Annotated in this window: 18 protein-coding genes and 1 pseudogene; 8 read left to right on the top strand and 11 right to left on the bottom strand. The window is 70.4% G+C overall.

Translation table 11 applies throughout. The features are described from left to right. The first annotated feature begins 198 nt into the window (after positions 1-198). On the top strand, positions 199-1,356 hold the full coding sequence (locus tag J1792_RS17915; protein WP_207247685.1) for an FAD-dependent oxidoreductase: 1,158 nt from the start codon (positions 199-201) through the stop codon (positions 1,354-1,356). Positions 1,357-1,472: 116 nt separating this feature from the next. Here the strand turns inward: J1792_RS17915 and J1792_RS17910 are convergent. From J1792_RS17910 to J1792_RS17880, 7 genes and pseudogenes are all read right to left on the bottom strand, one after another. Next, positions 1,473-1,877 (bottom strand): annotated as a pseudogene (locus J1792_RS17910) (lasso peptide biosynthesis B2 protein); the annotation flags it as partial. Continuing rightward, the gene (locus tag J1792_RS17905; protein WP_086570519.1) at positions 1,874-2,125 is read right to left on the bottom strand and encodes a lasso peptide biosynthesis PqqD family chaperone; all 252 of its coding nucleotides are present in this window, start codon (positions 2,123-2,125) and stop codon (positions 1,874-1,876) included. The pseudogene J1792_RS17910 and the gene J1792_RS17905, both read right to left, overlap by 4 nt. A gap of 59 nt (positions 2,126-2,184) precedes the next feature. After that, the gene (locus J1792_RS17900) at positions 2,185-4,023 is read right to left on the bottom strand and encodes an asparagine synthase-related protein (protein WP_207247683.1); all 1,839 of its coding nucleotides are present in this window, start codon (positions 4,021-4,023) and stop codon (positions 2,185-2,187) included. Positions 4,024-4,047: 24 nt separating this feature from the next. Continuing rightward, positions 4,048-4,236, bottom strand: coding sequence for a lasso RiPP family leader peptide-containing protein (locus tag J1792_RS17895; RefSeq protein WP_207247682.1), 189 nt, complete (start codon positions 4,234-4,236; stop codon positions 4,048-4,050). 315 nt (positions 4,237-4,551) lie between these two features. Next, positions 4,552-5,151 (bottom strand): YdcF family protein, encoded by a 600-nt coding sequence (locus tag J1792_RS17890; RefSeq protein ID WP_086570523.1) that lies wholly within the window; start codon positions 5,149-5,151, stop codon positions 4,552-4,554. Positions 5,152-5,221: 70 nt separating this feature from the next. Continuing rightward, the gene (locus J1792_RS17885) at positions 5,222-6,385 is read right to left on the bottom strand and encodes an FAD-dependent oxidoreductase (protein WP_207247681.1); all 1,164 of its coding nucleotides are present in this window, start codon (positions 6,383-6,385) and stop codon (positions 5,222-5,224) included. 95 nt (positions 6,386-6,480) lie between these two features. Continuing rightward, a complete protein-coding gene (locus J1792_RS17880; protein WP_086570526.1) occupies positions 6,481-7,374 on the bottom strand; it encodes an NADP-dependent oxidoreductase in 894 nt (297 codons plus the stop codon). Positions 7,375-7,444: 70 nt separating this feature from the next. Between J1792_RS17880 and J1792_RS17875 the strand changes: the two genes are divergently transcribed. Beyond that, positions 7,445-8,056 (top strand): TetR/AcrR family transcriptional regulator, encoded by a 612-nt coding sequence (locus J1792_RS17875; protein WP_086570528.1) that lies wholly within the window; start codon positions 7,445-7,447, stop codon positions 8,054-8,056. Positions 8,057-8,205: 149 nt separating this feature from the next. Here the strand turns inward: J1792_RS17875 and J1792_RS17870 are convergent, their stop codons facing one another. Then, positions 8,206-8,682, bottom strand: coding sequence for a hypothetical protein (locus J1792_RS17870; protein ID WP_207247680.1), 477 nt, complete (start codon positions 8,680-8,682; stop codon positions 8,206-8,208). Between the two features lie 700 nt (positions 8,683-9,382). On the opposite strand from J1792_RS17870, the gene J1792_RS17865 reads away from it, so the two are divergent. Both J1792_RS17865 and J1792_RS17860 read left to right on the top strand, forming a co-directional pair. Then, positions 9,383-10,756 carry a phosphatase PAP2 family protein gene (locus tag J1792_RS17865; RefSeq protein ID WP_086570531.1) on the top strand — a complete coding sequence of 458 codons (1,374 nt, stop codon included), beginning with the start codon at positions 9,383-9,385 and terminating at the stop codon, positions 10,754-10,756. Between the two features lie 516 nt (positions 10,757-11,272). Further along, complete coding sequence (locus J1792_RS17860; protein WP_207247678.1) at positions 11,273-11,749, top strand: SRPBCC family protein; 477 nt, start codon at positions 11,273-11,275, stop codon at positions 11,747-11,749. A 259-nt stretch (positions 11,750-12,008) separates the two neighbouring features. On the opposite strand, the gene J1792_RS17855 is transcribed toward J1792_RS17860, so the two are convergent. Beyond that, entirely contained in the window at positions 12,009-12,332 is a 324-nt protein-coding gene (locus J1792_RS17855; protein WP_086570535.1) for a DUF6191 domain-containing protein, read from the bottom strand. Between the two features lie 196 nt (positions 12,333-12,528). Between J1792_RS17855 and J1792_RS17850 the strand changes: the two genes are divergently transcribed. Continuing rightward, positions 12,529-13,068, top strand: a complete 540-nt coding sequence (locus tag J1792_RS17850) for a GNAT family N-acetyltransferase (RefSeq protein ID WP_086570537.1) — start codon at positions 12,529-12,531, stop codon at positions 13,066-13,068. Between the two features lie 63 nt (positions 13,069-13,131). Here J1792_RS17850 and J1792_RS17845 read toward each other — a convergent pair whose 3' ends face one another. Continuing rightward, positions 13,132-13,476, bottom strand: coding sequence for an RICIN domain-containing protein (locus J1792_RS17845; protein ID WP_242646269.1), 345 nt, complete (start codon positions 13,474-13,476; stop codon positions 13,132-13,134). Between the two features lie 456 nt (positions 13,477-13,932). Between J1792_RS17845 and J1792_RS17840 the strand changes: the two genes are divergently transcribed. Further along, positions 13,933-14,466: a hypothetical protein gene (locus tag J1792_RS17840; RefSeq protein WP_143587676.1), complete on the top strand. Its 534-nt coding sequence runs from the start codon at positions 13,933-13,935 to the stop codon at positions 14,464-14,466. Between the two features lie 66 nt (positions 14,467-14,532). On the opposite strand, the gene J1792_RS17835 is transcribed toward J1792_RS17840, so the two are convergent. After that, complete coding sequence (locus J1792_RS17835) at positions 14,533-15,450, bottom strand: 3-oxoacyl-ACP synthase III family protein (RefSeq protein ID WP_242705164.1); 918 nt, start codon at positions 15,448-15,450, stop codon at positions 14,533-14,535. A gap of 266 nt (positions 15,451-15,716) precedes the next feature. On the opposite strand from J1792_RS17835, the gene J1792_RS34230 reads away from it, so the two are divergent. After that, a complete protein-coding gene (locus tag J1792_RS34230) occupies positions 15,717-20,834 on the top strand; it encodes a type I polyketide synthase (RefSeq protein ID WP_278186291.1) in 5,118 nt (1,705 codons plus the stop codon). Continuing rightward, positions 20,795-23,104, top strand: a complete 2,310-nt coding sequence (locus J1792_RS34225; protein ID WP_242645959.1) for a type I polyketide synthase — start codon at positions 20,795-20,797, stop codon at positions 23,102-23,104. The genes J1792_RS34230 and J1792_RS34225 overlap by 40 nt, the downstream gene beginning before the upstream one ends. Positions 23,105-23,266: the final 162 nt, after the last annotated feature.

Here is a 23,266-nt window from a genome sequence, read left to right as displayed (position 1 = left end):
AAAGGCGATCAACTATAAAGTCGGAGCGATTGCACTTTTGTAGCGGCTGTGATTCTGTGGCCGAGTACGCAAGACCTGCCCTCGCCTGCCGGAACCCAGGGGCCCACCCTCACGCCGGAACGATCCGACATGCCCGAAACAGGGCGTCACCACAAGGCGTCGGCACTCTCGCCAACCGTCGAACGGAGCATGACTCTCATGTCCACCACCCCTCGCATCGCGATCGTCGGCGCCGGCCTCGGCGGTCTCGTCTGCGCGCGCGTCCTGCAGCAGCACGGCGTGCCGGTCACGGTCTTCGAGCGTGAGAGCGACCCCCACTCCCGCGCGCAGGGCGGCACTCTCGACATCGACGCGGACACCGGCCAGGCGGCCCTGCGCGCAGCCGGGCTGTTCGACCAGTTCCTTGCCCTGTCCCGGCCCGAAGGCCAGGAGTGGCGCTTGTACGACCGCCACGCGACCCTGATACGCCATGACCAGGCCGGTGAGGGCGATCTGAGCAGGCCCGAGATCGACCGCGGCCGGCTGCGCACCCTCCTGCTGGGCTCCCTCGCCCCCGGCACGGTCCGCTGGGGCCACCCCGCAAGGGCCGTCACCCCGCTACCCCACGGCACCGCCCGCCTGCACCACCACGACCGCGCCGCCGAGGACTTCGACCTGGTCATCGGCGCCGACGGCGCCTGGTCCCGGGTGCGCCCCGCGCTCTCCGACGCCCAACCCTCCTACGCCGGTGTCACGATGGTGGAAGCCCACTTCAACGACGTCGACCACCGTCACCCCGGCATCGCCCACCTGGTCGGCCACGGCACCATGTCGGCCAAGGCCGGAGGCCGAAGCCTGGTGATGCAGCGCAACAGCAACGGACACGTCCGCGCCTACATCACCTTCCGCGGCCCCCAGGACTGGCACGCCGGCCTCGATCTCGCAGACACCGAAGCAGTACGCGCCCGCCTCCTCGTCCAGTACCAGGGCTGGCACGAGAGCCTGCTGGACATCCTGCGCGACAACGAGGGCGGTTTCATCAACCGGCCCATGTTCGTCCTTCCCGTTCCCCATTCCTGGCAGCGCGTCCCCGGCATCACCCTGCTCGGCGACGCCGCCCACCTGATGCCGCCCGCCGGCGTCGGCGCCAACCTCGCCCTGCTCGACGGCGCCGAACTCGCCCGAGCCGTCATCGACCACCCCACCATCGACGAGGCCCTCGACGCCTACGAAAGCGTCATGCTGCCCCGCGCCATCGACAACGCGAAGACCGCCCTGCACATGCTCAACACCCTCATGCCCGACACCGACTCCGACTCCGACGACGCCGCCTTCCCCGATTCCATCTGGCCGGCCAACACCCTCCCTGGGGCATGATCCAGATACGCCTGTTGCCACCCTGAGTCCCCCTCCCCGGCTCCCGACTCCCGGCCGGGCTCACCCCTCCCCGCCTCCGCCCCTGCGGCGGGTCGGCTGCTCAGGAGCGTCCGGTACGTACCCACCTCGCCGCCCGCCTCCTCGCCGGCCGGGCGGCCGTCGACCTCGACCCAGGCGTGGGCGGCGAACGGGCTCGTCCGCACGCCCACGCACCAGTCGGGACGCTGCCCGTACAGCCGGGCCAGCAGCACCACCGCCAGTGAGCGGCGCAGACAGCCCTGCTGGCCGCGGCAGGCGGGGCTGACGGCGACGACGGCGGCCCGGTACGCGCACACCGACGCGTAGTCCGCCCCGCGCGCCCCACGCGCTACGAGGCGCAGAATCCGCAGGATCGCAGCGGGCGGGCGGCGGGCCAGCGGGGCGGCGAGGCACGCCGCGGCGTACGCGGGAACGCGCAGCCGCCAGCCCGGCAGCGGCGGGCGGTCCAGCGCCTGGGCGGTGGCGGTGGCCTTGGCAGTCATGGCGCCACCAGGCCCGCGCCGCGCAGCCGGTCGATCAGTGCGGTGACGTCTCGGTGCACCGTCTCCCGGACCGCGCCCGAACGCTCCGCGATCCCGCTGACGACGTCGGGCAGGCGCTCACCTGCCAGCAGGCGGGACAGTACTTCCGAGCCGGTGGCGTTGAGTTGGTAGAACTTGCCGTCGCGCTCGTGGAGCAGGACCGTGCCGTCGTCCGTGTCCAGCGTCGACACGGATTGCGCGAGACGCATGCCGCCCCCTCCTGTCGTCCTTGCTGCTGTTGTCCCTGTTGCAGGTGTCGTTGTGTCCGTCATCGAGTTCGGTAGGGCGCGCTGACTCCGGTCACCGGCCCGCGGTCCAGCGCGCGCAGCCATACCTCGCCGCCCAACGTGAGGGTCACGGCCGCGATGGGCAGGCGTGGCGGGACCGGCCCGGACAGGAGCGTGCGCAATGTCCCCGCGTCGATGAGGCCGAGCCCGGCGAGGGCCGAGTCCTCGCACAACTCCAACAGCTGATGACGGTGCCGGCGCAATCCCTCGTGCGCGTCCCGCGACGTCTCGTCCTTCGTGCGGCGTGCCAGAAGCTCCGGCGGCAGGACGCCGGTCATGGCCTCCTTCAGCAGCGGTTTGTACTCCCACGGTGAGAACCGCTCACCGGAACGGACGCTCAGACAGGCGTCGACGACGGTGTCGTCGAAGAACGGGAGCTGGCAGCGGACCCCCTCCGCCTCGAAGATCCGCCCGTACAGGCGGCTGCCGCGGGATCCTGCCCGTACCCGCTCCACGGCGAGGTGCCGCCCGCGGCCGTCCGCCTGCGGTCCCGCATCGGTCAGGTGGCTCTCGATGAGCCCGCAGACCAGCTCGGCGGCCGTTGCGGTGGCCCACGGCGGCAGCTTGAGCGGGTAGCCCCACGAGGTGGGCGGCGCGGAGTAGTTCATGTCCGAACGGAGCCCCTGCCGCTGACCCGCCAGCCACCGTGCGTATCCCCGGGGTCCGCCGCCGAGCAGCCCTAGCGCCTGCCGCAGGGGCCAGCGGTGGTGCGCCCGGTACGCGCTCCAGTGGCGTAGGGCCTGGAGTGGTTCGCGGCGGGCGAGGTCGTGGAGGTGGCCGTGGGCGGGCGCGAAGAGTTCGTCGCCGCCAAGACCCGCCAGGTGCGCGCGGGCGCTCCGGCCGGCCAGGTGGCGGGCGACCCCGCGCAGCCGGGCTTGGGTGCGGGCTTCGGGGAAGGGTTCGTCTGGTGGCGCCCAGGCGCCGGACAATTCCGCGTAGCAGGGGGCGAGTTCGTTTGCCGCGTCAAGTGTGATGTGGGTGGCGTCCGGCATCAGGGAGCGGGTGAGCGCCGCCCAGCGCATGTCCTCGTCGCCGAGCCCGGTGACGGACACGGTGGTGAGCGGGGCGCCCGCCTGGTGGGCGAGGAGGACGAGACTGGTGGAGTCGAGGCCGCCGGAGAGGTCCGCGGTGAGCGGCCCGAGAGCGGTACGTACCGCGACGGACCGCCGGAGTTCGGTGCGGAGGAGGTCAGCCCCTTCACGTAGGGAGAGTTCCTCGGTGGGCGGCGTCCACCAGCGGTCTTCGGTGGCCCGGCCGTCCGGGGTGAGTGTCAGAAGGTGGCCGGGCGGCACGGCCCGCAGGCCCTGCCAGACCGTTGTGTCCGCCAGGGCCTGCGGCATGCCGGGCAGGAGCAGCCGGGCGGCGAGGGCGGCCGGCTCGACGCGGGCCCTGGCGAGGTCGGCGAGGATGTCCGCGCGGTCCGCGGCGACCGTCAGGCCGCCGAGGGAGGCGGTGAACACCTGCCGTACGCCGTGTGCACCGCCCCGCAGCGACGTCCTCCCGTCGGCGTCGCTGACGGCGACGTGGAACGAGCCGGGCAGGACAGTGCGCAGCACCCCAGCTGATCCAGCCGAGGCCAGCACGGCGCGGACTTCGGCGTCCGGGAAGACTCCGCACACCGCGACCCGCACCGGCCCCACGTCGAGGACACACAGCGCATCCGCCCGCCAGACGCCGATCAGCCACGGCCGGCCCGAGCGGTGGGCCACTTCGGAGGGGGTCGCTTCGGCGGGGGCGCGGACGCGCAGGCTCGCCGCGACCTGCTCACTCGCCGGGCAGTCGGGGAGCGCGACGAACCAGCCCGCATCGGCAGCGGGCATGCCCTCGGCGCGCGCCACGGCGGCTCAGCCGTTGAAGCCGAAAGCCATGGGCTCCACGGCGATGCTCCCGGTCCCCTTGGTCAGCTCGGCGAAGTCGCCCAACTCGGTGAAGGTCGGGGCGATGTACGTCATCGGCTCCGATTGCTCGGCAAGTCCCGCGCGTGCGGTGTCATTCTGCGGTGCGATGCGTGTGCTGTCATTCCTGTCGTTCATGGAGCCCTCCCAGAGGGGTGAACGGTCTGCAAGGAACGGATCATCCGCGCATTCATGGTATCGAGAGGCTCGAGGTTTCCTCAACGAGCCGTCAGCAGCGCGAATTCGCATGGGTATGCGCAGCGGCGAATCGGCCGACCCGGCGTCCGGGCCGGGATCCACGGGCGCGGTGCCGGGCCCGAAGTGGCCGCAGCGGCAGCGTCTACCGTCTTGACCAGGGCCTAAGAGACCGGCCCGGTGAAGCGTCTGTCATTGTCCCCCTCAATGAGGCTGTCCGTTGCCGGGCATTCCCAGAAGAACGGCGGCAGCGGCTGTCTATAGCGAGACATTTCGTTCGTCGGCCTTGAGACCGCGGAGCGTCCACAGTCCGTACAGAGCCAGGAGCGGTTTGACGACCATCCACTCGCCAGAGCGGTAGTCATCCGCCCGTACCAGCTTCTCTGCAAGGTCAGGGCGCTGGCGCCGCAAGTACGCGCGGGCCTTGAGCGCGTGAGCCGGCTGGGAAGCGATCTTGATGCGGTCGACATCCTCAAGCAGTGGGATCACGTTCGTGATGTTCTCCCACGTCGTGGCGCTTTGGTCTTCCAGAATCACTCTGCCGTCGAACTCAAGCGCCGACTTCGCGTAGTCAGCCATCAGCTGGGCCTCCGCAGCGCCACCGCTGGTCGCACCGCCGCTGAAGATCACGCGAGTGTCATAGGCGCTGTCGGCGGCGATGGAGCGAATGCCGGCGCGGACTCGCCAGCGGTTGATGAAGTTCGCCGTCGCTTGGGGGTTCCGGTAACCCAACACGACCACGGCCTCGGCAGCGCCCCCGCTGTTCCCTACGAGAGCTCGAGACCAGCGCCAGTTCAACCACTCGCCCCAGGCCAGAGCTGCAACCCCAGCTACCGCCAGTCCTGTCCTTCGCCGCATGCGGCGACTCTAGGGCACCCCCGTATCAGGCCGCGAAACCGACCAGCCGTGCTACGAACAACGCATTCTGTTATGACCGCGCATCAAAGGGTGCGGCGCCGGCCGGGCACGAGTCGTCGGTCCGCTCGCCCTGGGCGAAGAAGTTGATCACCTCCTGTGATGTGGGGTTGTGGGCGGCTACGGCGGCCGCCGCGGCGCCTCGGGGGAACAGCGCTTGCTCGTATGCGGTGAGGGCGGTCTCGATGTCGTCCGGGTGCGCGGCGATGGCCTTGCCCAGTTCGGCGCCATCGAGCATGGCCACGTTGGCGCCTTCGCCGTTGGGGGTCGAGAGGTGGGCGGCATCGCCGAGGAGGGTCACTCCCGGCACCCGGTCCCACCGGTGCCCCATCGGTAGAGCGTGGAGAGGGCGCAGAACCGGTGCCGTCGCGCCGGCGGTGATCAGGGCGGTGAGTTCCGGCGCCCAGCCCTCGAACTCCTCCGCGAGCCGTGCGGCGGCTGCGACGGCATCGGTGAAATCGATGGTGGCGAACCACTCCTGCGGGCGCGTCAGCATGGCGTAGCTGCGGAGGATCCCGCCCTTCTCCCGGTGAGCCACGAACCACTTCCCGTTCGCGTCCGGGTCGAGCGCGACGAGCGTCCCGCCGCCGACCGCTCTCGCGGTGGCCGGATGCCGGGTGTCGGCGTCGTACAGAAAGGTCTCGACGACGGATCGGCCGACGTATTCGGGCACGGCGTCGGAGAGCATCGGTCGCATTCGCGACCACGCGCCGTCCGCACCGACCAGCAGGCTCGTGACGGCGGTGGTGCCGCCTGCGAAGGTCACCTCGTGGCAGCCCTCGGCGAGGGCCCGGACGCCGGTGGCCTTGTGGCCCCATCGGACGGTACCGGCGGGGAGCGCGTCGAGCAGGATCTGTCGCAGTTCGCCGCGCTGTACCTCGGGGCTTGTGCCCGTGCCGTCGTCGGCCTTGTCGAACAGGACGGTCCCGTCCCGGGCGAGGAGCCGTATCGCCTGGCGGCCCTCCAGGACGAGGGGACGGAACTCGTCCATCAAGCCAGCCGCTTGGAGGGCGAGTTGACCGTTGCGGTCATGGATGTCGAGCATCCCGCCCTGCGAACGGGCCGTCGGGGACGCTTCCGCTTCGTAGACCGCGGCCGCGATGCCGTGGAGGTGCAGGACCCGGGCCAGTACGAGCCCTCCGAGGCCGGCACCGATGATCGTGACAGGAGTGCGCATGGGTCTCCTCGCGTATCGCGCACCTGCCGGGCGGACCCCGGCAGGATCTCTGGAGGATTTGGGTCGGCCGGGCCGGCGGCCGTGCAGGAAACGGCTCAGACGACCATGACCCGGCGCCCGCGCGTGTGACCGGCCTGGCTGTCGATGTGCGCCGCCGCGGCCTCGGCGAGCGTGTACGACTTCTCGACCGGGATGTGGAGCTTTCCCCGCGAGATGAGGTCGGCGGCCTCGGCGAGCGCTTCCGGCACGCTTCCGGTCACGCCGGAGTACCGGACACCGAACTCCGGGGCCGTCAGATCGGCGATGGAGATCACCTTCTGCGGATCCCCGGTCAGCTCGACGAGTTCGCGGATCACGCCCGACCCGGCCAGATCGAGAGCCGCGTCCACTTGGCCGAGCTGCCGCACGCGCTCGACCCAGCCCTCTCCGTACGTCGTGGCGACGGCACCCAGGCCGCGCAGATAGCCCTGGTTCGCGGCCCCGGCCGTGCCGATCACCGTGATGCCACGGTCGCGGGCGATCTGCAGCACCGCCGATCCGACGCCCCCGGACGCACCGCTGACCAGCAGCGTCTGGCCGGGCTGCACACCGGCCTGGCGCATGATGCGCAGCGCGGTCTCCACCACGGAGGGGTAACCGGCCGCCTCTTCGAACGACAGCCCTTCGGGCATACGGGCCCAGGCCGTCAGCACGGCGAACTCGGCATAGGTGCTCAGACCTCTGCCGAACACACGGTCCCCGACCTCGATCCCGTCGACGCCCTCTCCGACCTCGTCCACCACCCCCGAAGCGTCCTGCCCGACTCCTGCGGGCAACTCGATCGGACGGGCCTTCTGGAACTGGCCTTCGCGGTTCCGCCAGTCCACGGGGTTCACGCCCGCCGCCCGCACGGCGATGCGTATCCGACCGGGGCCCGCGTGGGGCTCCTCGGCATCTGTGAGGTGCAGAACGTCCGGACCGCCGAACTCGGCGAAGCTCACTCTCTTCATGCGGCGACCGTAACCCTAACGGTTAGGGTTTCACAACGGTTCCTGCTTTGTATTTGATAGCGTCAGGGGCATGACCGAACCGCCCGGACGCCGCGAGCGCAAGAAGGCCGCAACCCGCCAGAAGATCGCTGACGCAGCCCTGCGGCTCTTCCTGGAACGCGGATACGACGCGGTGGGCATCCGTGACATCGCCGCCGAGGCCGACGTCGCCGTCACCACGCTCTTCTCCCACTTCGCCTCGAAAGAGGCCCTGGTGTTCGAGCAGGACCAGGACTTCGAGCAACGACTCACCCAGGCGGTCGCCGACCGGGGACCCCACGAGCCGCTCATCCCCGCGCTGCGTCGCGAGATCCATGCCCTGGTGCGACATTGCACGGCGGACAGCGCCGCCCCGATCTGGCGCATGATCGACGCATCGCCTGCCCTGCGTCAGTACGAGGAGTCGATGAGGCTGCGCCATGCGGACTCGCTGGCAACGTCCATCGCCGCCGATCTCGGCCTGCCGCAGACCACGACGGCCTGCCGGACGATCGCGAGGTTCGTGATCGACGCCTATTCACTGGCCCGCGAGGCACCCGATCCGGACGCCGCGATGGATGAGATCTTCCCGATGATCGAGGCGGCCTGGGAAGTCGTCTGCCCCATCCCAGCGCCGACCGGCGACAGGTCGAGGCCGAGGTAGCGGTCGAGGTAGCGGTCGGCCCAAGGGCGTCAGGTTCTCCTGCAGGGCGCCCACTTCGTGTCGTCCGGGGCAACCGCATACGCGGCGGACTCGAGCCGGCCGACGAGGCCGGAGACCGGGCAGCGGGTAAGCGGGTAAAGGGGCGAGCCTTACCGCTCCGCCGCCGGCTCGTCGTCAGCGAGCTCGGTGAGGGCCAAGACGGCGGCGTACTGCTCGGCGCTGAGGCCGAGCGGCTGCTCGCCCCGTTCCTCGGACGCGGTGTACAGGTGGCGCTGGATCTCGGCCCAGGCACGCAGCAGCGCACGGGCCTCGTCAGAGGCGATGTCCAGCGCTGCGGCGACCTCGGCCCAGGTGGCACCGAGCTGCAGGGCGTCGCGGACGTGGGCACCGCGGCCGTACTCCATCTCGCGACGGATGGCCTCGCGCAGAGCGAGCACCGCAAGGGCGTCGTCGGAGGTGCCCCGCTCGGCCTCGTGCGGGGAGTCGACGGCGAGCAGGCGATTGGTCAGCCGGTCGGCGTGTCCCTGGTGTTTCTCGGCCAGCCACATCAGCGGCGTGGCCGGCGGGACGTCGCCGGGGCGGCAGACCTCGAGGTCCTGCCAGTGCTTGTACGCGTCGGTACTCATTTGGGTTGCCCTTGTCCCTCCGTCGCGGGGGGCGCCGATCGTGGCGGTTCTCCATGTCCGGTTTACCACCCCTCGAATACGACTTGTCCGAGGTGACGCAGATCACGGGGCGGGTTCCGAAATTCTTTACCGGAACACGGCCACCCCACCGGCCAAGAGTGAAGCTGCTGAACTTCTCCCCTCCGATGAGCGCCTCTCGCGGTCACCGAACCGGCACCGGTGAAAGCGCCTCGCCGCTCGGCCCGACCCTCAGTTTTGCGTCTCTTTTCGGTGCACAATCTCTTCGAGGTCGAGGCGAGGGCGGGCCTGCCCAGTTCCATCCGGCTCCACCCTGACGGGATGACACGTCCCGAGCACCGCCTCCCTGGCTGCGATGAGCACGCATCACGCCATGCCGGACGAGGTGTTCGACGACGACATTACGTACGAGTTCAGTGCGCGCCGTCGAGGGCAGCCCGACGCCTCTCTTCGAGAGGAACTGGGACATCTTCGCCAAGAGACGGCGGCAGCCGGCGGGTCAGGACATGGTGCGTTCAAGGTCCCGGCGGTGCCGACCCAGCCGCTGAGAGGTTTCGGCGCCATGGCGGGCGCCCTCGATGCCCGCCGGGTGGCGAGAGCCCGAAGACCACGCCATCCGGCACGACGAACGACCTTCTCAGCCAACACCCAACAAATCGGTCAAATAATTGATGCCTATAGTATGCGGGTGTTTTCGCGAATAAGCTGCAGAATCAAGTTCGCCGCGTGGCGTCGACCACGAGCGATCCTGTGGGCCGCGGTGGGTCTGGCGACCCTCGTCCTCCTCGTCGCGATGGAGATCGCCGCGCGTCGCTACGGCGGCGTGCCGGGGCCGGCGGCCACCCTGGTGAGAGAGGTGATCTTCGCCCCCAAACCGGGGCCGCTGTACGGCGGTCTGGCGTTGATGATGGTGGTGCTCACCTGGCGGCAACGGTTCATCGCAGCCGGCGCCGCGATCGGCATCGACATCGTCTTCGTGCTGGTGCGGTGGGCGATCGACGCCAAGGTGCCCGACGACCACTTCTTCGGCAACGGCGCGTTGTGGGTGATGCTGGGCTGTGCGGGCATCGCGGTCACGCGCCGCACCGGCGAGGAACGCGTCCTGCTGCTCAAGGGCGTCGGGCTGGGCCTGCTGCTGGTGGCCGGCCGCAAGATCGGTGATTCCTGGCTGCTCATCACGTCGAAGACCCGCCCGACGGTGCTCGACCCGTACGTGGCAACCGCCGACCACGCGCTGGGCAACCCCTCGTGGCTGGCAGGCCGGATTCTCAAATCCACCGGCCCGATCGCCACCCATATTCTCGACCTCGTCTACGCGCAGCTTGCGGTGGCCGCGGTCGCCGTCGCTATTTACCAGCTGCGCAACGTGGCGGCCGAGCGCCACTTCCCGCGCCATCACCTGGTGCGCACCTTTCTGGTGATCGGCCTCCTCGGGCCGGCCATCTACATGATCTTCCCGGTGGTCGGACCGATCTTCGCCTACGGCCCGGGCACCTCCGGCACCGGCGGCGTGGAGTGGGCGGTGGCCAACCTGTGGCCGCACACGCCGCCCCCGATCGCTACCCCGCACCCTGTGCCCTACGACGCGATCACCCCTCGCAACTGCATGCCCAGCCTGCACACAGCGTGGGCTACCGCGATCTTCATCCATTCCCGCAAGGGCCGACGGATCCTGCGATACGCGGGGACGTTCTGGCTGATCGCCACGCTCAGCGCAACGCTGGGCTTCGGCTACCACTACGGCGTGGACCTCGTCGCCGGTGTGGTGTTCTCGCTCACGACCGAGGCGGCTCTGCGAGCGTTCGACCGTGGCTGGGATCGGTCTGGAATCCAGCTGGTCACCTACGGCACAACAGTCTTCGCTGCGCTCCTGGTGGCGTACCGCTATCTGCCGATGGAGATGGCCAAGCATCCGTGGGTGTTCGGGCCACTTCTCATTCTGGCGTTGACCTCGGTGATCTACGGCTACGTACGGACCACCAAACTGTGGGAGTCGGAGGCGGCACCGAAGGCCGCACCGGCGCGGCGACCGGAACCGCAAGCCGAGCTGGTTTGAGTCATGTTGCATGGGGTTGTGGGCGCTGCTCGCGGTGCCTCACCCCATGTTCAGCTGGCTGGGCTCAAGGGAGCGTCATGTCCGATTCCCCGGATTCCGAGCCAGGCCCAGCACACTGCGAGATCTTGCCCGGTGTGCTGGGCACGTTGACAGCCACCGACCCCGTGCGGGTCAGTGGCCATCACCGGCGCCCGAAGCCCCGACAGAGAGTGACGACGCACCCGGTCCAGGCCATCGCCGTCCGCTGAAGGCTTCACCGATCCGACACACCGGCACCGACTCCTACCGCCCCGCCAGCACCCGAGCCCGGTCCGAGGCCCGCCAGGCCGTGTCGCCAAAAGCGCGGGTATGCCGGGCGACGTTGCTGGTCACGGTCTGGTCGCAGTGGTGTGTCGCGGGGTGCGTATGAGTGAGACCGCCTCCCCGGCGGTCGAAACTTGCATCTGTACAAGCCCGCGATTGGTGGCACAGGTGCGGATTCCGCCCCGAGCTGAGATGACAAGGAGCGTGCACACCGTGGACCAGGAGAAGGTGAGCGCCACCCTGACTGTCTCCGCACCCGCCACGAGGGTGTTCACGGTGCTGGCGGACCCGACGGCCCATGCTGCGATCGATGGCACCGGCTGGGTTCAGGAAGCTGTCGACAGGGCGCCGCTGACCGAGGTGGGGCAGGTCTTCCGGATGGACATGTACCACCCCAATCATCCGAACGGTGACTACCAGGTGGCCAACCAGGTCCAGGTGCTCGATCCACCACGCGCCATCGGCTGGCTGACGGGACAGGAGAAGGAGGACGGTCACCTGGAGTTCGGCGGCTGGGCCTGGCGTTACGACCTTGCGCCGCTCGGTCCGTCCGAGACCGAGGTCATGCTCACCTACGACTGGTCGGCGGTGCCGCAGTCCATCCGGGAGTACATCCAGTTCCCGCCGTTCGGCCCTGAGCATCTCACCAACTCGCTGCACCATCTGGCCGAGCTTGTCTCCGGCAGGTGATGCCGTCGACCAAGCAGACGGTGCCCAAGCTCTTACCAGGCGGTCGGCACCTCACCAGACCTCACGAGAATCCGGCCTGAGGCCCATCGGATCGAAGCTCGGCCGACAAGTCGTCCAGGGTCGAAACGGGACAGCCGACATCGGATGACCAACCGGGACGGAAGCGTTCGACGAACGCAAACCGAAGCACTACCTGGCCTTGTTCGGTATAGCCGCAGCACTCATCGGATGCCGTCGGCTCACCTCGTAAAGCCGACCGCTATCCGCGCCGCCGGATCACTGCTGTACCTGCGTCCAGGTCGATACCCATGCGCGGTGGCGCGGCACCCTGCACATCGTCCCGCAGTACCAGTTCCACGTGCCGTTGCTCTATCTGCACACGCTTGTTGGCATTCATGAACGCGTGCAGTTCCTCGGTCACCGTTGCTCCCAAACCGACGCCACTCCGTGGCGAGCGCGCAGCCAGTCGGCGGCGCAGCCACGAGGGACGCCCCGACCGCAGGACCACGTACCGGACAGAGGCGAACGTGAACGGCACGATCACCAGCACTGTCATGAACAGCAGGCCCGCCATCATCACCATGACCTGCCAACGCTCCGGGGCAACTCGTCAGTTCCCAACAACCGCTGAGCGCCGTCAGGTTGCTCACGTCCCGAACTCCCCCACCACCTGCGGCCGTGCCACCCGGTGGCCGACCCGGCGTCCTGCCGGATGACGCCGAGCCCGCGCCCCCCACCTACCTGGGCACAATGCACAGCCGGTCGAGGATCATAGACAGATGACGACTGATCACTCCTCCGATGGGCCGGCACCAGCCGTCGTCCGCCTCGCCCGGTACACGACCACGGATCTGCAGGAAATCCTCGGTGACGGCAGCGACCCGTTCGGCGTCGCCGACACCGGCCTGATCTGGCTGCCGAAGGAAGAGCACTTCGGCATACAGCACGACGGACGTCTCGTGGCGCACGCCGGCCTACTGCGGCTGCCCGTGTCCATCGGCGAGAACATCACGGACGTCGTCGGCGTCGGCGGCGTGGCCGTCGCACCGGACGTACGGGGCCGGGGCCTGGCACGGCACGTCATGACGGCCGCACTCGACCACGCGCGGACGATGGGCCCCCGTCACGCGATACTCTTCTGCCGACCTCCGCTCGTCCCCCTCTACCAGCGCCTCGGCTGGCAGGCGCTCGACGGCGACATCCGCGTCGAACAGCCCTCCGGCTCCGTGGTCATGCCCCTGCGCACCATGTGGACGCCCCTGCACGAGAACGCGGAATGTCCTGCCGGAGAAGTACGCCTGCTGTCGCTCCCCATGTGAGCTCGGCCTTGGACCGTGTCCTACGTGATGAGGTGGGCGTTGCCCCGTCCGTAGGACACAGTCCTACTGCTTGTGCCACCGGTCGTACTGATCAGGCGGATCGCACGGTGTCGTTTGCACGAGGGTGCCGTTTCGCACGCTGGGCGTCGACAGGCATGGCCCGCTCGACGCGTTCTGCCAAACGTCGTACCAGCCCGAGGGCGGCCCGTTGGGGTTGTCCGCGAAGAAGACGCGCCACTGCTGGGTGGTCGCGGCCGCGTCGCAGAACGCCATCGTGACCGTTCCCGATCCCGAAGCCGGTGCGGTGATGCATCGTCCTGTGCGTGCATTGGTGAAGGTGAACAGGCGAGTCTGGGTGTTGAACCCGTCGAGCCACTTCTGCTCGGAGCCGCTGCCGCATGACCACATCTGGAGCTTCGTGGCATTTTCGGTGGCGTTGTCGAGACAGTGGCTCGAATTCCAGACGTTGATCGGGCTGAAACCTGCGGCCTGCGCAGGTGCACCGGCGGCTAAGCAGAGGGCCGGCATCGCCAACACCGCGGGGGCGAAGGCGAACAACCTACGTCGTATGGACATGAGCTTCTCCGGTTTCTGACGGGAAACTGGTGGAGAGCCCGAACGGCATCCGGTAGGTGCAGAGGAAGGGGTCCGAGCGTCGCAAGTGTTGCGGCCGCCTGCTGGAGACGTCGGCGAAAATCTCCGGTCAGGTGCCAGGAGTCTCCCACCCGGGCTGGTTGCCGACAACACCGGCGTCGCCTCGGCTCGGAGTCGGTGGCCCTGGCCGTGGCCGTGGTCCTGGCCGTGGCCGTGTCCGGTAAAGGGGTAGGCTCCCCCAGTCCAAGGATCTTCGTGCTGGGGGAAGCAATGAAACGCCGGGCTGTCGGTGCCGCTGCTGTCGGGATACTCGCCCTGGCCGGGTGTTCCAGCTCTGGCCAGTCGCTGAAGTTCGGCGGGACAGCGACGGTCGCCGGGGACAGGTCCGGCACCGTCGGCGTGACCGTCGTACGGGTGGAGAAGGGCAGCAACGCCGATCTCTCCGGGCTCAAGGACGCGTCGAAGTACTCCGGGAAGACGCCGTACTACCTCCACTACAAACTCACGAAAACCGCCGAGGGAAACGACAACGACGAGTCCTCGCACTTCGAGGTGTCCAAGGGCGGCAAGCGGCTGACGGAGCTGCTGGTCCTCACATCCTTCGACCCCACAGGGGATCCGTCCAACCCGCTGGTCACCCGCCGCTTCGACCGGTGCCAGAGTGCGAGTCACACCGCGTACAAGGAAGCCTCCGAGGGACAGAGCGTCGAAGGCTGTGCCGTCTTCCTCGCGACCAAGGAGACCATGGATCCGTCGACCGTGAAGTGGACGCGCCGCAGCGAGGCTCTCGCCACCTGGGAGTGACCCCGGCGACCATCCCGTCGACGCGCCGTCGCCTGCAGCGGCCGCTCCCCCGCTCCCCCGCGCGGCTCACAGCCGGATCAGCACGAGACCCATGCTGAATCCGCTGGCCAGGCCGATGAGGGCGACGACGTCTCCCGGCATGACGCGGTCGGCCTGCTGGGCCAGGGAGAGTTGTAGAGGGAGGGACGCGGAGGCCGCGTTGCCGTATTTGTCCACCGTGACCTGGAGTCGGCTCGCCGGCAGGTCGAGCGCGGCGCAGGCCTCATGGAACTGCGGCATGGAGATCTGGTGGACGGCCACGAAGGCGCTGCTGCGCACGAGTGCCACCTCCTCGGGGGCGTGGCCCAGAGCGAGTTGGATCGTGCGGCGGCCGGACTGGTTCAGCTCGTTCTCGTTGAGCCGGAGGCAGACGTGGTCGTCGTCCGTGGAACGCGGGTGCATCGAGCCGCCCGCCGCGACGGTGCACGCGTCCCAGGAGGAGGAGTCGGCCGCGAAGACCGTGCGGAGCACCCCGGGGTCGTCCGGGCCCGCCGGGCCGGCGGTCAAGAGGAGGGCCGCACCGGCGTCGGAGACGGTGTAGCCGGGGAGGTGGCGCATGAAGGTTTCGTAGTCGGGCACGTGCCAGCGCGTGGTGAGCGTCGCTGTCTCCCCGCAGGCGATCAGAATGGTGCCGTACCGGCCGGTCTCGATGAACGCCGACGCTGTCTCGATGGCGTTGAGCACGCTGTTGCAGGCGTTCTTGACGTCGAACACCGGGCAGAGGGCGCCGAGTTTGGCGGCCACGATGTGGGCGGTGGCCGGTTCGACGAGGTCCTGAGCGCTCGAGGCGAACAGCAGGAGGTCCACGTCGCCGATTCCCGTTGCCGCGATGTCCAGCGCCTTGACGGCGGCGGCCACCGCTAGGTCGGACGCCTGCTCGTCCTCGGACTTCACGTGCACGCCGCGTACGCCGGTGATGTTCTCCAGCAGCCCGGGCGGGGGCACGAAGGGACTCTTGGCCCTGGCGATGCCTGCCCTGACCTGTTCCATCGTTCGGTAGCGAGGAGGCAGGTGCACGGCGGTCGACACCAGTCGAGCTCGGCGAGGAGACGACACCAGCTCACAGTAGTCGTTTTTCAGCTGAACTTGCGTAAATGCAACGCGAGTTACCTCGAACGGGTTGTCTTTCACTGAGCCGTTCCGCAGCCGGGCAGGCATATGAGTCAGGTACGCGGACCGGCCATGGGCAAGCATCCGACGGGGGGCTGAGGATGAAACAACATGACGACCGCGCGGTGGCCGTGGTGGGCGCGGCCTGCCGGCTCCCCGGGGGAATCCGCGACCTCGACGAGCTGTGGGCGGCCTTGTGCGAAGGCAGGGACGCGGTCGGCGAGATGCCGGCGGACCGGATCGACAAGACCCGGTTCGTGGATGCCGGCGCCCTACGGCCCTGCCGGAGCTATACGGCGGCCGGTGGCTTCCTCGACGACGTGACGGGCTTCGACGCGGCCTACTTCGGGATCGCCCCGAAGGAGGCCGCAGCCATGGACCCGCAACAGCGGCTCCTGTTGGAGATGTCCGCGGAGGCGCTGGACGACGCCGGGATCCCCGCCGAGTCGCTGGCCGGGTCGGACACCTGCGTCTTCGTCGGCATCTCCGACCCGTTCTACGGGACGGTCCAGGGCACGGTGGAGGAATACGCCAACCCCTACACGATGAGCGGCTCCAGCCTGTCCATCGCGGCGAACCGGATGTCGTACTGCTTCGACCTGCGCGGACCGAGCATGGCGATCGACACCGCCTGCTCCTCCACACTGGTCGCCCTCGACCGGGCCTGCCGCGCGCTGCTGGAGGGCGAGGGCCGCACCGCCCTGGTCGGCGGCATCAACGTGCTGGACAACCCCTATTCGTTCTCCGGCTTCTCGCAAGCGGCCCTCCTCTCGCCGCGCGGGCGGTGCGCGGCCTTCTCCGCCGATGCCGACGGTTTCGTCCGCGCGGAGGGCGGAGGCGTCATCGTCCTCAAGCGGCTGGCCGACGCGCTGGCCGACGGAGACCGGATCCACGCGCTGATCCCCGGCACCGGCAGCAACTGCGACGGCCGTACGCACGGCATGTCCGTGCCCAACGCCCAGGCCCAGGAAACGCTGCTGCGTGCCGTCTACGAGCGGGCCGGGGTAGGCCCCGACGACCTGGTGTACTTCGAGGCACACGGCACCGGAACCGCCGTGGGGGACCCGGCCGAAGCACGCGCGATCGGACGAGCACTGGGCCGGCACCGGACGGTGGGGCCCCTTCCGATCGGTTCCGTGAAGTCCAACCTGGGGCATCTGGAACCGGCCTCGGGGATGGCCGGCCTGTTCAAGGCGGTGCTGGTGCTGCGGCACGGCAGGGCCCCGGCCACACTGCACGCCCAAACGCTCAACCCGGACATCGACTTCGCCGGCCTCGGCCTGGCCCCCACGGTCGAACCCGTCGAGCTCCCGCACCGGGCCAGGGCGGCGGTGGGGGTGAACTCCTTCGGGTTCGGCGGTGCCAACGGCCACGTCGTCCTCACCCGTCCACCGGCGCCGGCACCCCCGGAGGACCGCAGCGGCGGCACACTCCCCGTCGTCGTCTCCGCCCGCTCGGCGAAGGCGCTGCGGGAGCTGGCCGCGCGCGTCGTGGAACGACTGCGGGAGGCGGCGCCCGGGGAGTTCTACGACCTGGCCCACACCACCACCCGGCGCCGCAGTGCCCATACGCACCGCGTGGCCGTCCTGGCCGACGGCCCCGGTGAAGCAGCCGACCGGCTCGAAAGGGTCCTCGCGGACGCGCCCTCCCACGGCGCCATGGTCCGCAAGGCCGAGCGGGACACGGTGGCGTACGTCTTCTCGGGCAACGGCTCCCAGTGGCCGGGCATGGCCGCCGACCTCCTGGCCGGCGAACCGGCCTTCCGCGACGCCGTCCAGCAGGCCGATGCCGCACTGATGCCGCACCTGGGCTGGTCGGTGGCCAAGGAGCTGGCCCACCCGCAGCCGGCCCACTGGCAGCGCACCGAGACCACCCAACCCGCCCTCTTCGCCGTCCAGGTGGGCCTGGTCGCCCTGCTCGCGGCCAACGGGCTGCACCCGGCGGCCGTCATCGGGCACAGCGTCGGCGAAGTGGCCGCGGCCCATGCCGCCGGGGCGCTGACCCTCGAACAGGCCGCCAAGGTGATCGCCGAACGCAGCCGCACCCAGGGCACCACCGCGGGCACCGGCCGGATGGCCGCCGTCGAACTGTCCGAGCAGGAGGCCCGGAAGGAACTGGCGGCCTACGGCGACGCCCTGGAGATCGCCGGCATCAACGGCGACCGGAGCGTCACGGTCGCCGGCGATGCGGAGGCGCTGGAAGCGCTGGGCGCCCGGTTGACGGCCCGGGACGTCTTCTTCCGCGACCTCGGTCTCGACTACGCCTTCCACAGCCGCGCCATGGACCCCCTCGAGCACCCGCTGAACACCGCGCTGTCCCGACTCGAACCCGCCGCCACCCGCGTCCCCTTCCTCTCCACCGTCACCGGCGCCGAGCTGGCCGGCGAGGAACTGACCGCCGACTACTGGTGGCGCAACGTCCGTGAACCGGTCCGCTTCCGCCACGCCGTCGCCCGCCTCCTCGCCGACCACGCCGACATCGTCGTCGAGATCGGCCCGCATCCGGTGCTGCGCCCCTATCTGCGGCGCACCGGCGCCACCTACGTTCCCACCCTCCACCGTGACGGCGAGGGCCCCCGGGAGACGGCCGCCGCCGTCGCCGCCCTGCTGGCCGCCGGCTCCCGCGTCGACTGGCGGTCGCACTTCCCCTCCCCGGGCCGGGTGGCCGACCTCCCCGCCTACCCCTGGCAACATGAGCGGCACTGGATCGGCACTCCGCAGGACCTCCACCTGCGCACCAGCGGCACCGGTCACCTCGAACACCCCCTGCTGGGCGAACGGCTCCCGGGACCCCACGCGTTGTGGGAGGGCGCGGTCGAACCCCAGCTGGTGCCCTGGCTCGGTGATCACAAGCTCGGCGGTTCGGTGCTGATGCCCGCCGCCGCGTACGTCGAGATGGCGGTGTCCGCCGGGCGGCTGGCGCTGAACCGTCCGGTGGAGGTGCGGTATCTGGGCATCTCCCGTCCGCTGCCGATCGGCTGGCCCGATCCCGGTACCCTCCGCCTGCAGACGGCCGTCACGCAGGAGGACGGCACGCTGACCATCGGCAGCAGCGAAGGCCGTGGGGCCCCGTGTCAGCCGATCGTACGCGCGCAGGTCCGTACCCTGCTCGGGACGGCCTCCGCACCGATCGACGCCGAAGCGATCCGGGCGCGGTGCCCCCGCACGATAGGCCGTTCCGACTTCTACCAGATGTGCCACAGCCTCGGCCTCCGCGTCGGCCCCGCCTTCCAGCTGTTGCACGACTTGCGTGTCGGGGACGGAGAATTGTTCGCCTCCTACCGGCATGAGAACCCGGCCGAGCAGTACACGGTCCACCCCGTCCTGCTGGACGGCCCCTTCCAGGCCACCGTCGCGCTGGTGGAGCACTACATTCGCGCCGGCCAGGCCTACCTGCCCTCCGTGTTCGACTCGGTGAAGGTATGGCGCAGCCCCTCGGCCACCGGAATCATGCACCTGCGCCGGCGCAGCCGCACCGAGACCGAGCTGTGCTGGGACGTCACCTATGCCGACGAGGACGGCACCGTCACCGCGGAGATCGACGGCATCCGTACCCGGCGCTACAACATGAACCACACTCCCCTGACCGTTCAGCACACGGTCCTGCGCGCCGCCCCGGACCCGGCCCTGCCGGCCGCGCCCTCGCCGCTGCCCCCGCCCGCCGAGCTGCTCGGTGCCGTCCACGAGCGGATCAGCCGGCTGCGCGACGCGCTGGAGGAGACCGGATACGACCGCTTCACGGCAGCCCTCGACGAGGTGGCAGCCCACTGCTGGGCCCGCTCCCTGGCCGGCCTCGTCGCCGACCCGAGCGCCTCCTTCGGCCTGTCCGACCTGATGGCCGGCGGACTCCAGCCCCGGCACCGGAGGCTGGTGCGGCTCATGCTCCCGCTGGTGGCCCGCTACGGGCTGGCCCGCCCGGCCGGTGCGGACCGATGGCAGCTGACCGGCGGCGAACCGCGCCACGAGGAGCTGCTGAGGAGCCTCGTGGAGGACCATCCGGCGTTCGTCGCCGAGACGACCCCCCTCAACGCACATCTGCGGCGCCTGCCGGCCCTGCTGCGCGACGCCGCGCAAGCGCCGGAACCCCTCGAGGCGGGAGACACCACCGCCGAGCAGCTCCACGAAGCCGCGCCGGCGCGTCGCTTCGCCCACCGCGTCGCGCAGACCCTGGTCGGCGAGCTCGTCCGCCACTGGCCCGCGGACCGCCCCCTGCGGGTGCTGCAACTCGGCGCGAGGACCCAGGCCCTGACCGTGGCCCTGCTCCCGCTCCTGCCGGCGGACCGTACCCGCTACACCCGCACCGACACCGAGGAGACCGCCGCCACCGGGGGCGGACCACGCCTTGCCGCCTACGACTTCGTCGAGCACCGCGCCCTCGACCTGGACACCGATCCCGTCGACCAGGGTTTCCTCCGGGGTACGTTCGATCTGATCGTCGCCGACGACGCCCTGCACAGTGCCGCCGACCTGGCCGAGGTCCTGCGCCGCGTCCACACCCTGCTCGCCCCCGGAGGCCACCTGCTCGCCGTCGAATCGCACCACGCACGGCGGCTGGGGCTCCTTCACGGTGACACGGAGGCGTTCTGGCAGCGCCGCGACCGTGCCCTGCGCCCGGACACCGTGCTACTGCCCCGGGACCGGTGGGCGCCGCTCCTGCAGGAATGCGGATTCAGCGGCACCGTACAGACGGACACGGACGACCACTGCGTCCTTCTGGCCGCCGCGGACCGTCTCCCGGACGACGCGACGCCCGAACCCGACCCATCCGCACCGGCCCCGGGCGCCGCCTGGGTCATCGCCACGGAGACCCCCGGCGAGACCCCGACCGCGCATGCGCTCTCCGGCCTGCTGGGCGGCGCCGCCACGATGGCCGCCACCGACGACCCCGCCGCGTGGGCCGCCGCGTTGCCCGACGGGGCCACCGCAGTCGTCCTGCTGCTGGGTGAGCCCGACGGTCCGGACGATCCGGCAGCGGTGGTCTCCCGGACGACGCGCACCGCCGCCGTCCTACGGGCCCTGGCCGCCACCCGCGCCGAGCGGTCGCAGGACAGCGGCCCCGGCTGTGGCTGGTCACCCGCCCCAGCGGCCTCTTCCCGGCACCCGAGCGCCCCGCCCACCCCGCCGACGCGGCGGTCTGGGGCGCCGCCCGCACCCTGGCCAACGAACAACCCGAGCTGCACATGCGACGGATCTCCCTGGAGCGCACCGGTGATCAGGTGACCGACGCCCGTCGCCTGGCCCACGAACTGCTGGTGGCCACCGCCGAGGACGAGGTCGTGCTCACCAAGGGCGGCCGGTTCGTCCCGCGCCAGACCCAGCACCTGGCCGAGGAGCCCACTCCCCTGCCCTCCCGCTCGTCCTTCACCCTCGACGTCAGGTCGCCCGGCTTCTCCCGGCGGCTCGTGTGGCGGGAGACCGAGCCGCTCCGTCCCGGCCCCGGCGAGCTCCTGGTCGAGCTGCGAGCGGTCGCACTGAACTATCGCGACCCCATGCGCGCCAACGGACTGCTGCCACCGGAATCCGTCGAGGGCACACCGCTCAGCCGTGGGCTGGGCACCGACGGAGCGGGCATCGTCAGCGCCGTCGGCCCCGGAGTCATGGGCTTCGCGGTCGGCGACCGGGTGGCCGGGCTGATGGCCGCGGCGCTCGCCTCCCATGCCCTCATGCTCGCCTACACCGCCTGCCCCGTCCTCGACGGCATGACCTGTGCGGAGGCGGCGACCTTCCCGGTGGCCTTCCTGACCGCCCATCACACCCTCGTCCAGGAAGCCCGGCCGTTCCCCGGCGAGACCGTGCTGGTGCACGGGGGCGCCGGAGCCGTCGGCCTCGCCGTCGTCCAGTGCGCCCGGCACCTGGGCCTGCGCGTCATCGCCACAGCGGGCACCGAGGCCAAACGCGACCTGCTGCTCACCCTGGGCGCCGAGCACGTCCTGAACTCCCGCACCCTCGACTTCGCCCCACGCGTTCGCGAGCTGACCGAGGGCAAGGGCGTCGACATCGTCGTCAACTCCCTCCGCGGCGAGGCCATCGGCCAGAGCCTCGACCTCCTGCGCCCCAACGGCCGCTTCATCGAACTCGGCAAGCGGGACATCTTCCTCAACAACCCCCTGCTGCTACGCCCCTTCCAGCGCAGCCTCACCTTCCTGGGGTTCAACCTCGACAGCGTCGTGCTCGACTCGGTGCGAGGCCCCCGTCTGTCGCAGGAGATCGCGGAGCGGGTGGCCGACGGCCAGTACCGTCCATTGCCGCACATCGTCTATCCGGCCGCTCGTGTCGAGGAGGCCTTCCGGCTGCTCCAGCATTCGCGTCACACGGGCAAGGTCGTCGTGTCCCTCGACCAGCTGGACGAGCCGGTGCCCGTCGAGCCGGCCCGCGGCGTACCGGTGCTCGACGCGGAAGGCACCTACCTGATCACGGGTGGACTGGGCGGCTTCGGGGCAGCCACCGCCGACTGGCTCGCGGACCGCGGCGCCCGCCACCTGGCCCTGCTCAGCCGCCGCGGCGACGAGGCACCCGAAGGAGCCGCCGTACGGCAACGGCTCGCCCGCCGCGGGGTACAGGCCACGGCCTACGCCGCCGACGTCACCGACGAGGCGGCCGTACGCCGCGTGATCGCCGCCGTCGACGCCACCGGACACCGGCTGCGCGGAGTGGTCCACTGCGCCATGCACCTGGACGACGCGCCGCTGGCCGACCTCACCGACGACCGATTCGCCGCCGTCCTCGCCCCCAAGGCCGCCGGCGCCACCGTCCTCGACCGGCTCACCGCCGACCGTGACCTCGACCTCTTCCTCCTGTACTCGTCGGTCACCGCGGCCACCGGCAACCTCGCCCAGGCACCGTACGTGGCCGGCAACGCCTACCTGGAAGCCCTGGCACGGGCCCGGCGTCACGCAGGGCGTACCGCCACGGCGATCGCGTGGGGCCCGATCGCCGAAACCGGATACGTCGCCCGCAACGACCTGGGGGCCACCATGACCGGCCTCGGCTTCGACCCGCTCGCCCCGGCCGAGGCGTTCACCGCCGCCGACGGCCTCCTCGCCTCGGACACCGACGTCGCGGGCATCGGCCGCTACCGCTGGGCCCGAGCCCGCCGCCTCCTGCCGGCCCTCGCGACCCCTCGCTACTCCGGGCTCGTCCCCACCGACGTCGCGGACATGGACGACAGCCGCGAGGAACTGCTGCGTTCCCTGGCCGCACTGACCCCTGAGGAGGCCGTGCGCACTATCGCCGACGTCCTGGCCCGCCACCTCGCCACCGTGCTGCACACGGAAGCGTCCGAACTGGACCGGGAGCGTCGGGTGGAGGAGTTCGGCCTGGACTCCCTCATGGGAGCCGAGTTCATCCTCCATGTCCGCGAATACTTCGACATCCACATTCCCCCCAGCGAACTCATCGGCGCCGGCGGCAGCCTGAACCACTTCGCCCGGCTGATCCACGGACGTCTGGGCATCCACTCACCCGACCGGCCGCAGCCGGCCGACACATAGCCGGGGCCGTGATGTCGTCACGGTCCTGTGCTGACCGGCAGGACCTCGGCGGCGCCGTAGATGCCGTAGATGCTGTGCACGGCCGTGGCCGCGGGCAGGCAGGCCATGCCGGCAACCGCCGAGGACCGCGTAGGGCAGGGAGGCGCCGAAGGAGTGGACGTG

Source organism: Streptomyces triculaminicus (assembly GCF_017349075.1).
In the GTDB taxonomy this organism is placed as follows: Bacteria; Actinomycetota; Actinomycetes; order Streptomycetales; family Streptomycetaceae; genus Streptomyces; species Streptomyces triculaminicus.
This window is presented reverse-complemented; position numbering and strand designations above follow the sequence as displayed.

Coding starts and splice junctions, on each gene's coding strand:
- J1792_RS17880 (WP_086570526.1), bottom strand. CDS start 7,374: ATGAAGAGAGTGAGCTTCGCCGAGTTCGGCGGTCCGGACGTTCTGCAC.
- J1792_RS17865 (WP_086570531.1), top strand. CDS start 9,383: ATGCGGGTGTTTTCGCGAATAAGCTGCAGAATCAAGTTCGCCGCGTGG.
- J1792_RS17885 (WP_207247681.1), bottom strand. CDS start 6,385: ATGCGCACTCCTGTCACGATCATCGGTGCCGGCCTCGGAGGGCTCGTA.
- J1792_RS17840 (WP_143587676.1), top strand. CDS start 13,933: ATGAAACGCCGGGCTGTCGGTGCCGCTGCTGTCGGGATACTCGCCCTG.
- J1792_RS17915 (WP_207247685.1), top strand. CDS start 199: ATGTCCACCACCCCTCGCATCGCGATCGTCGGCGCCGGCCTCGGCGGT.
- J1792_RS17855 (WP_086570535.1), bottom strand. CDS start 12,332: ATGGTGATGATGGCGGGCCTGCTGTTCATGACAGTGCTGGTGATCGTG.
- J1792_RS17875 (WP_086570528.1), top strand. CDS start 7,445: ATGACCGAACCGCCCGGACGCCGCGAGCGCAAGAAGGCCGCAACCCGC.
- J1792_RS17870 (WP_207247680.1), bottom strand. CDS start 8,682: ATGAGTACCGACGCGTACAAGCACTGGCAGGACCTCGAGGTCTGCCGC.
- J1792_RS17900 (WP_207247683.1), bottom strand. CDS start 4,023: ATGCCCGCTGCCGATGCGGGCTGGTTCGTCGCGCTCCCCGACTGCCCG.
- J1792_RS17905 (WP_086570519.1), bottom strand. CDS start 2,125: ATGCGTCTCGCGCAATCCGTGTCGACGCTGGACACGGACGACGGCACG.
- J1792_RS17895 (WP_207247682.1), bottom strand. CDS start 4,236: ATGAACGACAGGAATGACAGCACACGCATCGCACCGCAGAATGACACC.
- J1792_RS17850 (WP_086570537.1), top strand. CDS start 12,529: ATGACGACTGATCACTCCTCCGATGGGCCGGCACCAGCCGTCGTCCGC.
- J1792_RS34230 (WP_278186291.1), top strand. CDS start 15,717: ATGAAACAACATGACGACCGCGCGGTGGCCGTGGTGGGCGCGGCCTGC.
- J1792_RS34225 (WP_242645959.1), top strand. CDS start 20,795: ATGCGACGGATCTCCCTGGAGCGCACCGGTGATCAGGTGACCGACGCC.
- J1792_RS17845 (WP_242646269.1), bottom strand. CDS start 13,476: ATGTGGTCATGCGGCAGCGGCTCCGAGCAGAAGTGGCTCGACGGGTTC.
- J1792_RS17890 (WP_086570523.1), bottom strand. CDS start 5,151: ATGCGGCGAAGGACAGGACTGGCGGTAGCTGGGGTTGCAGCTCTGGCC.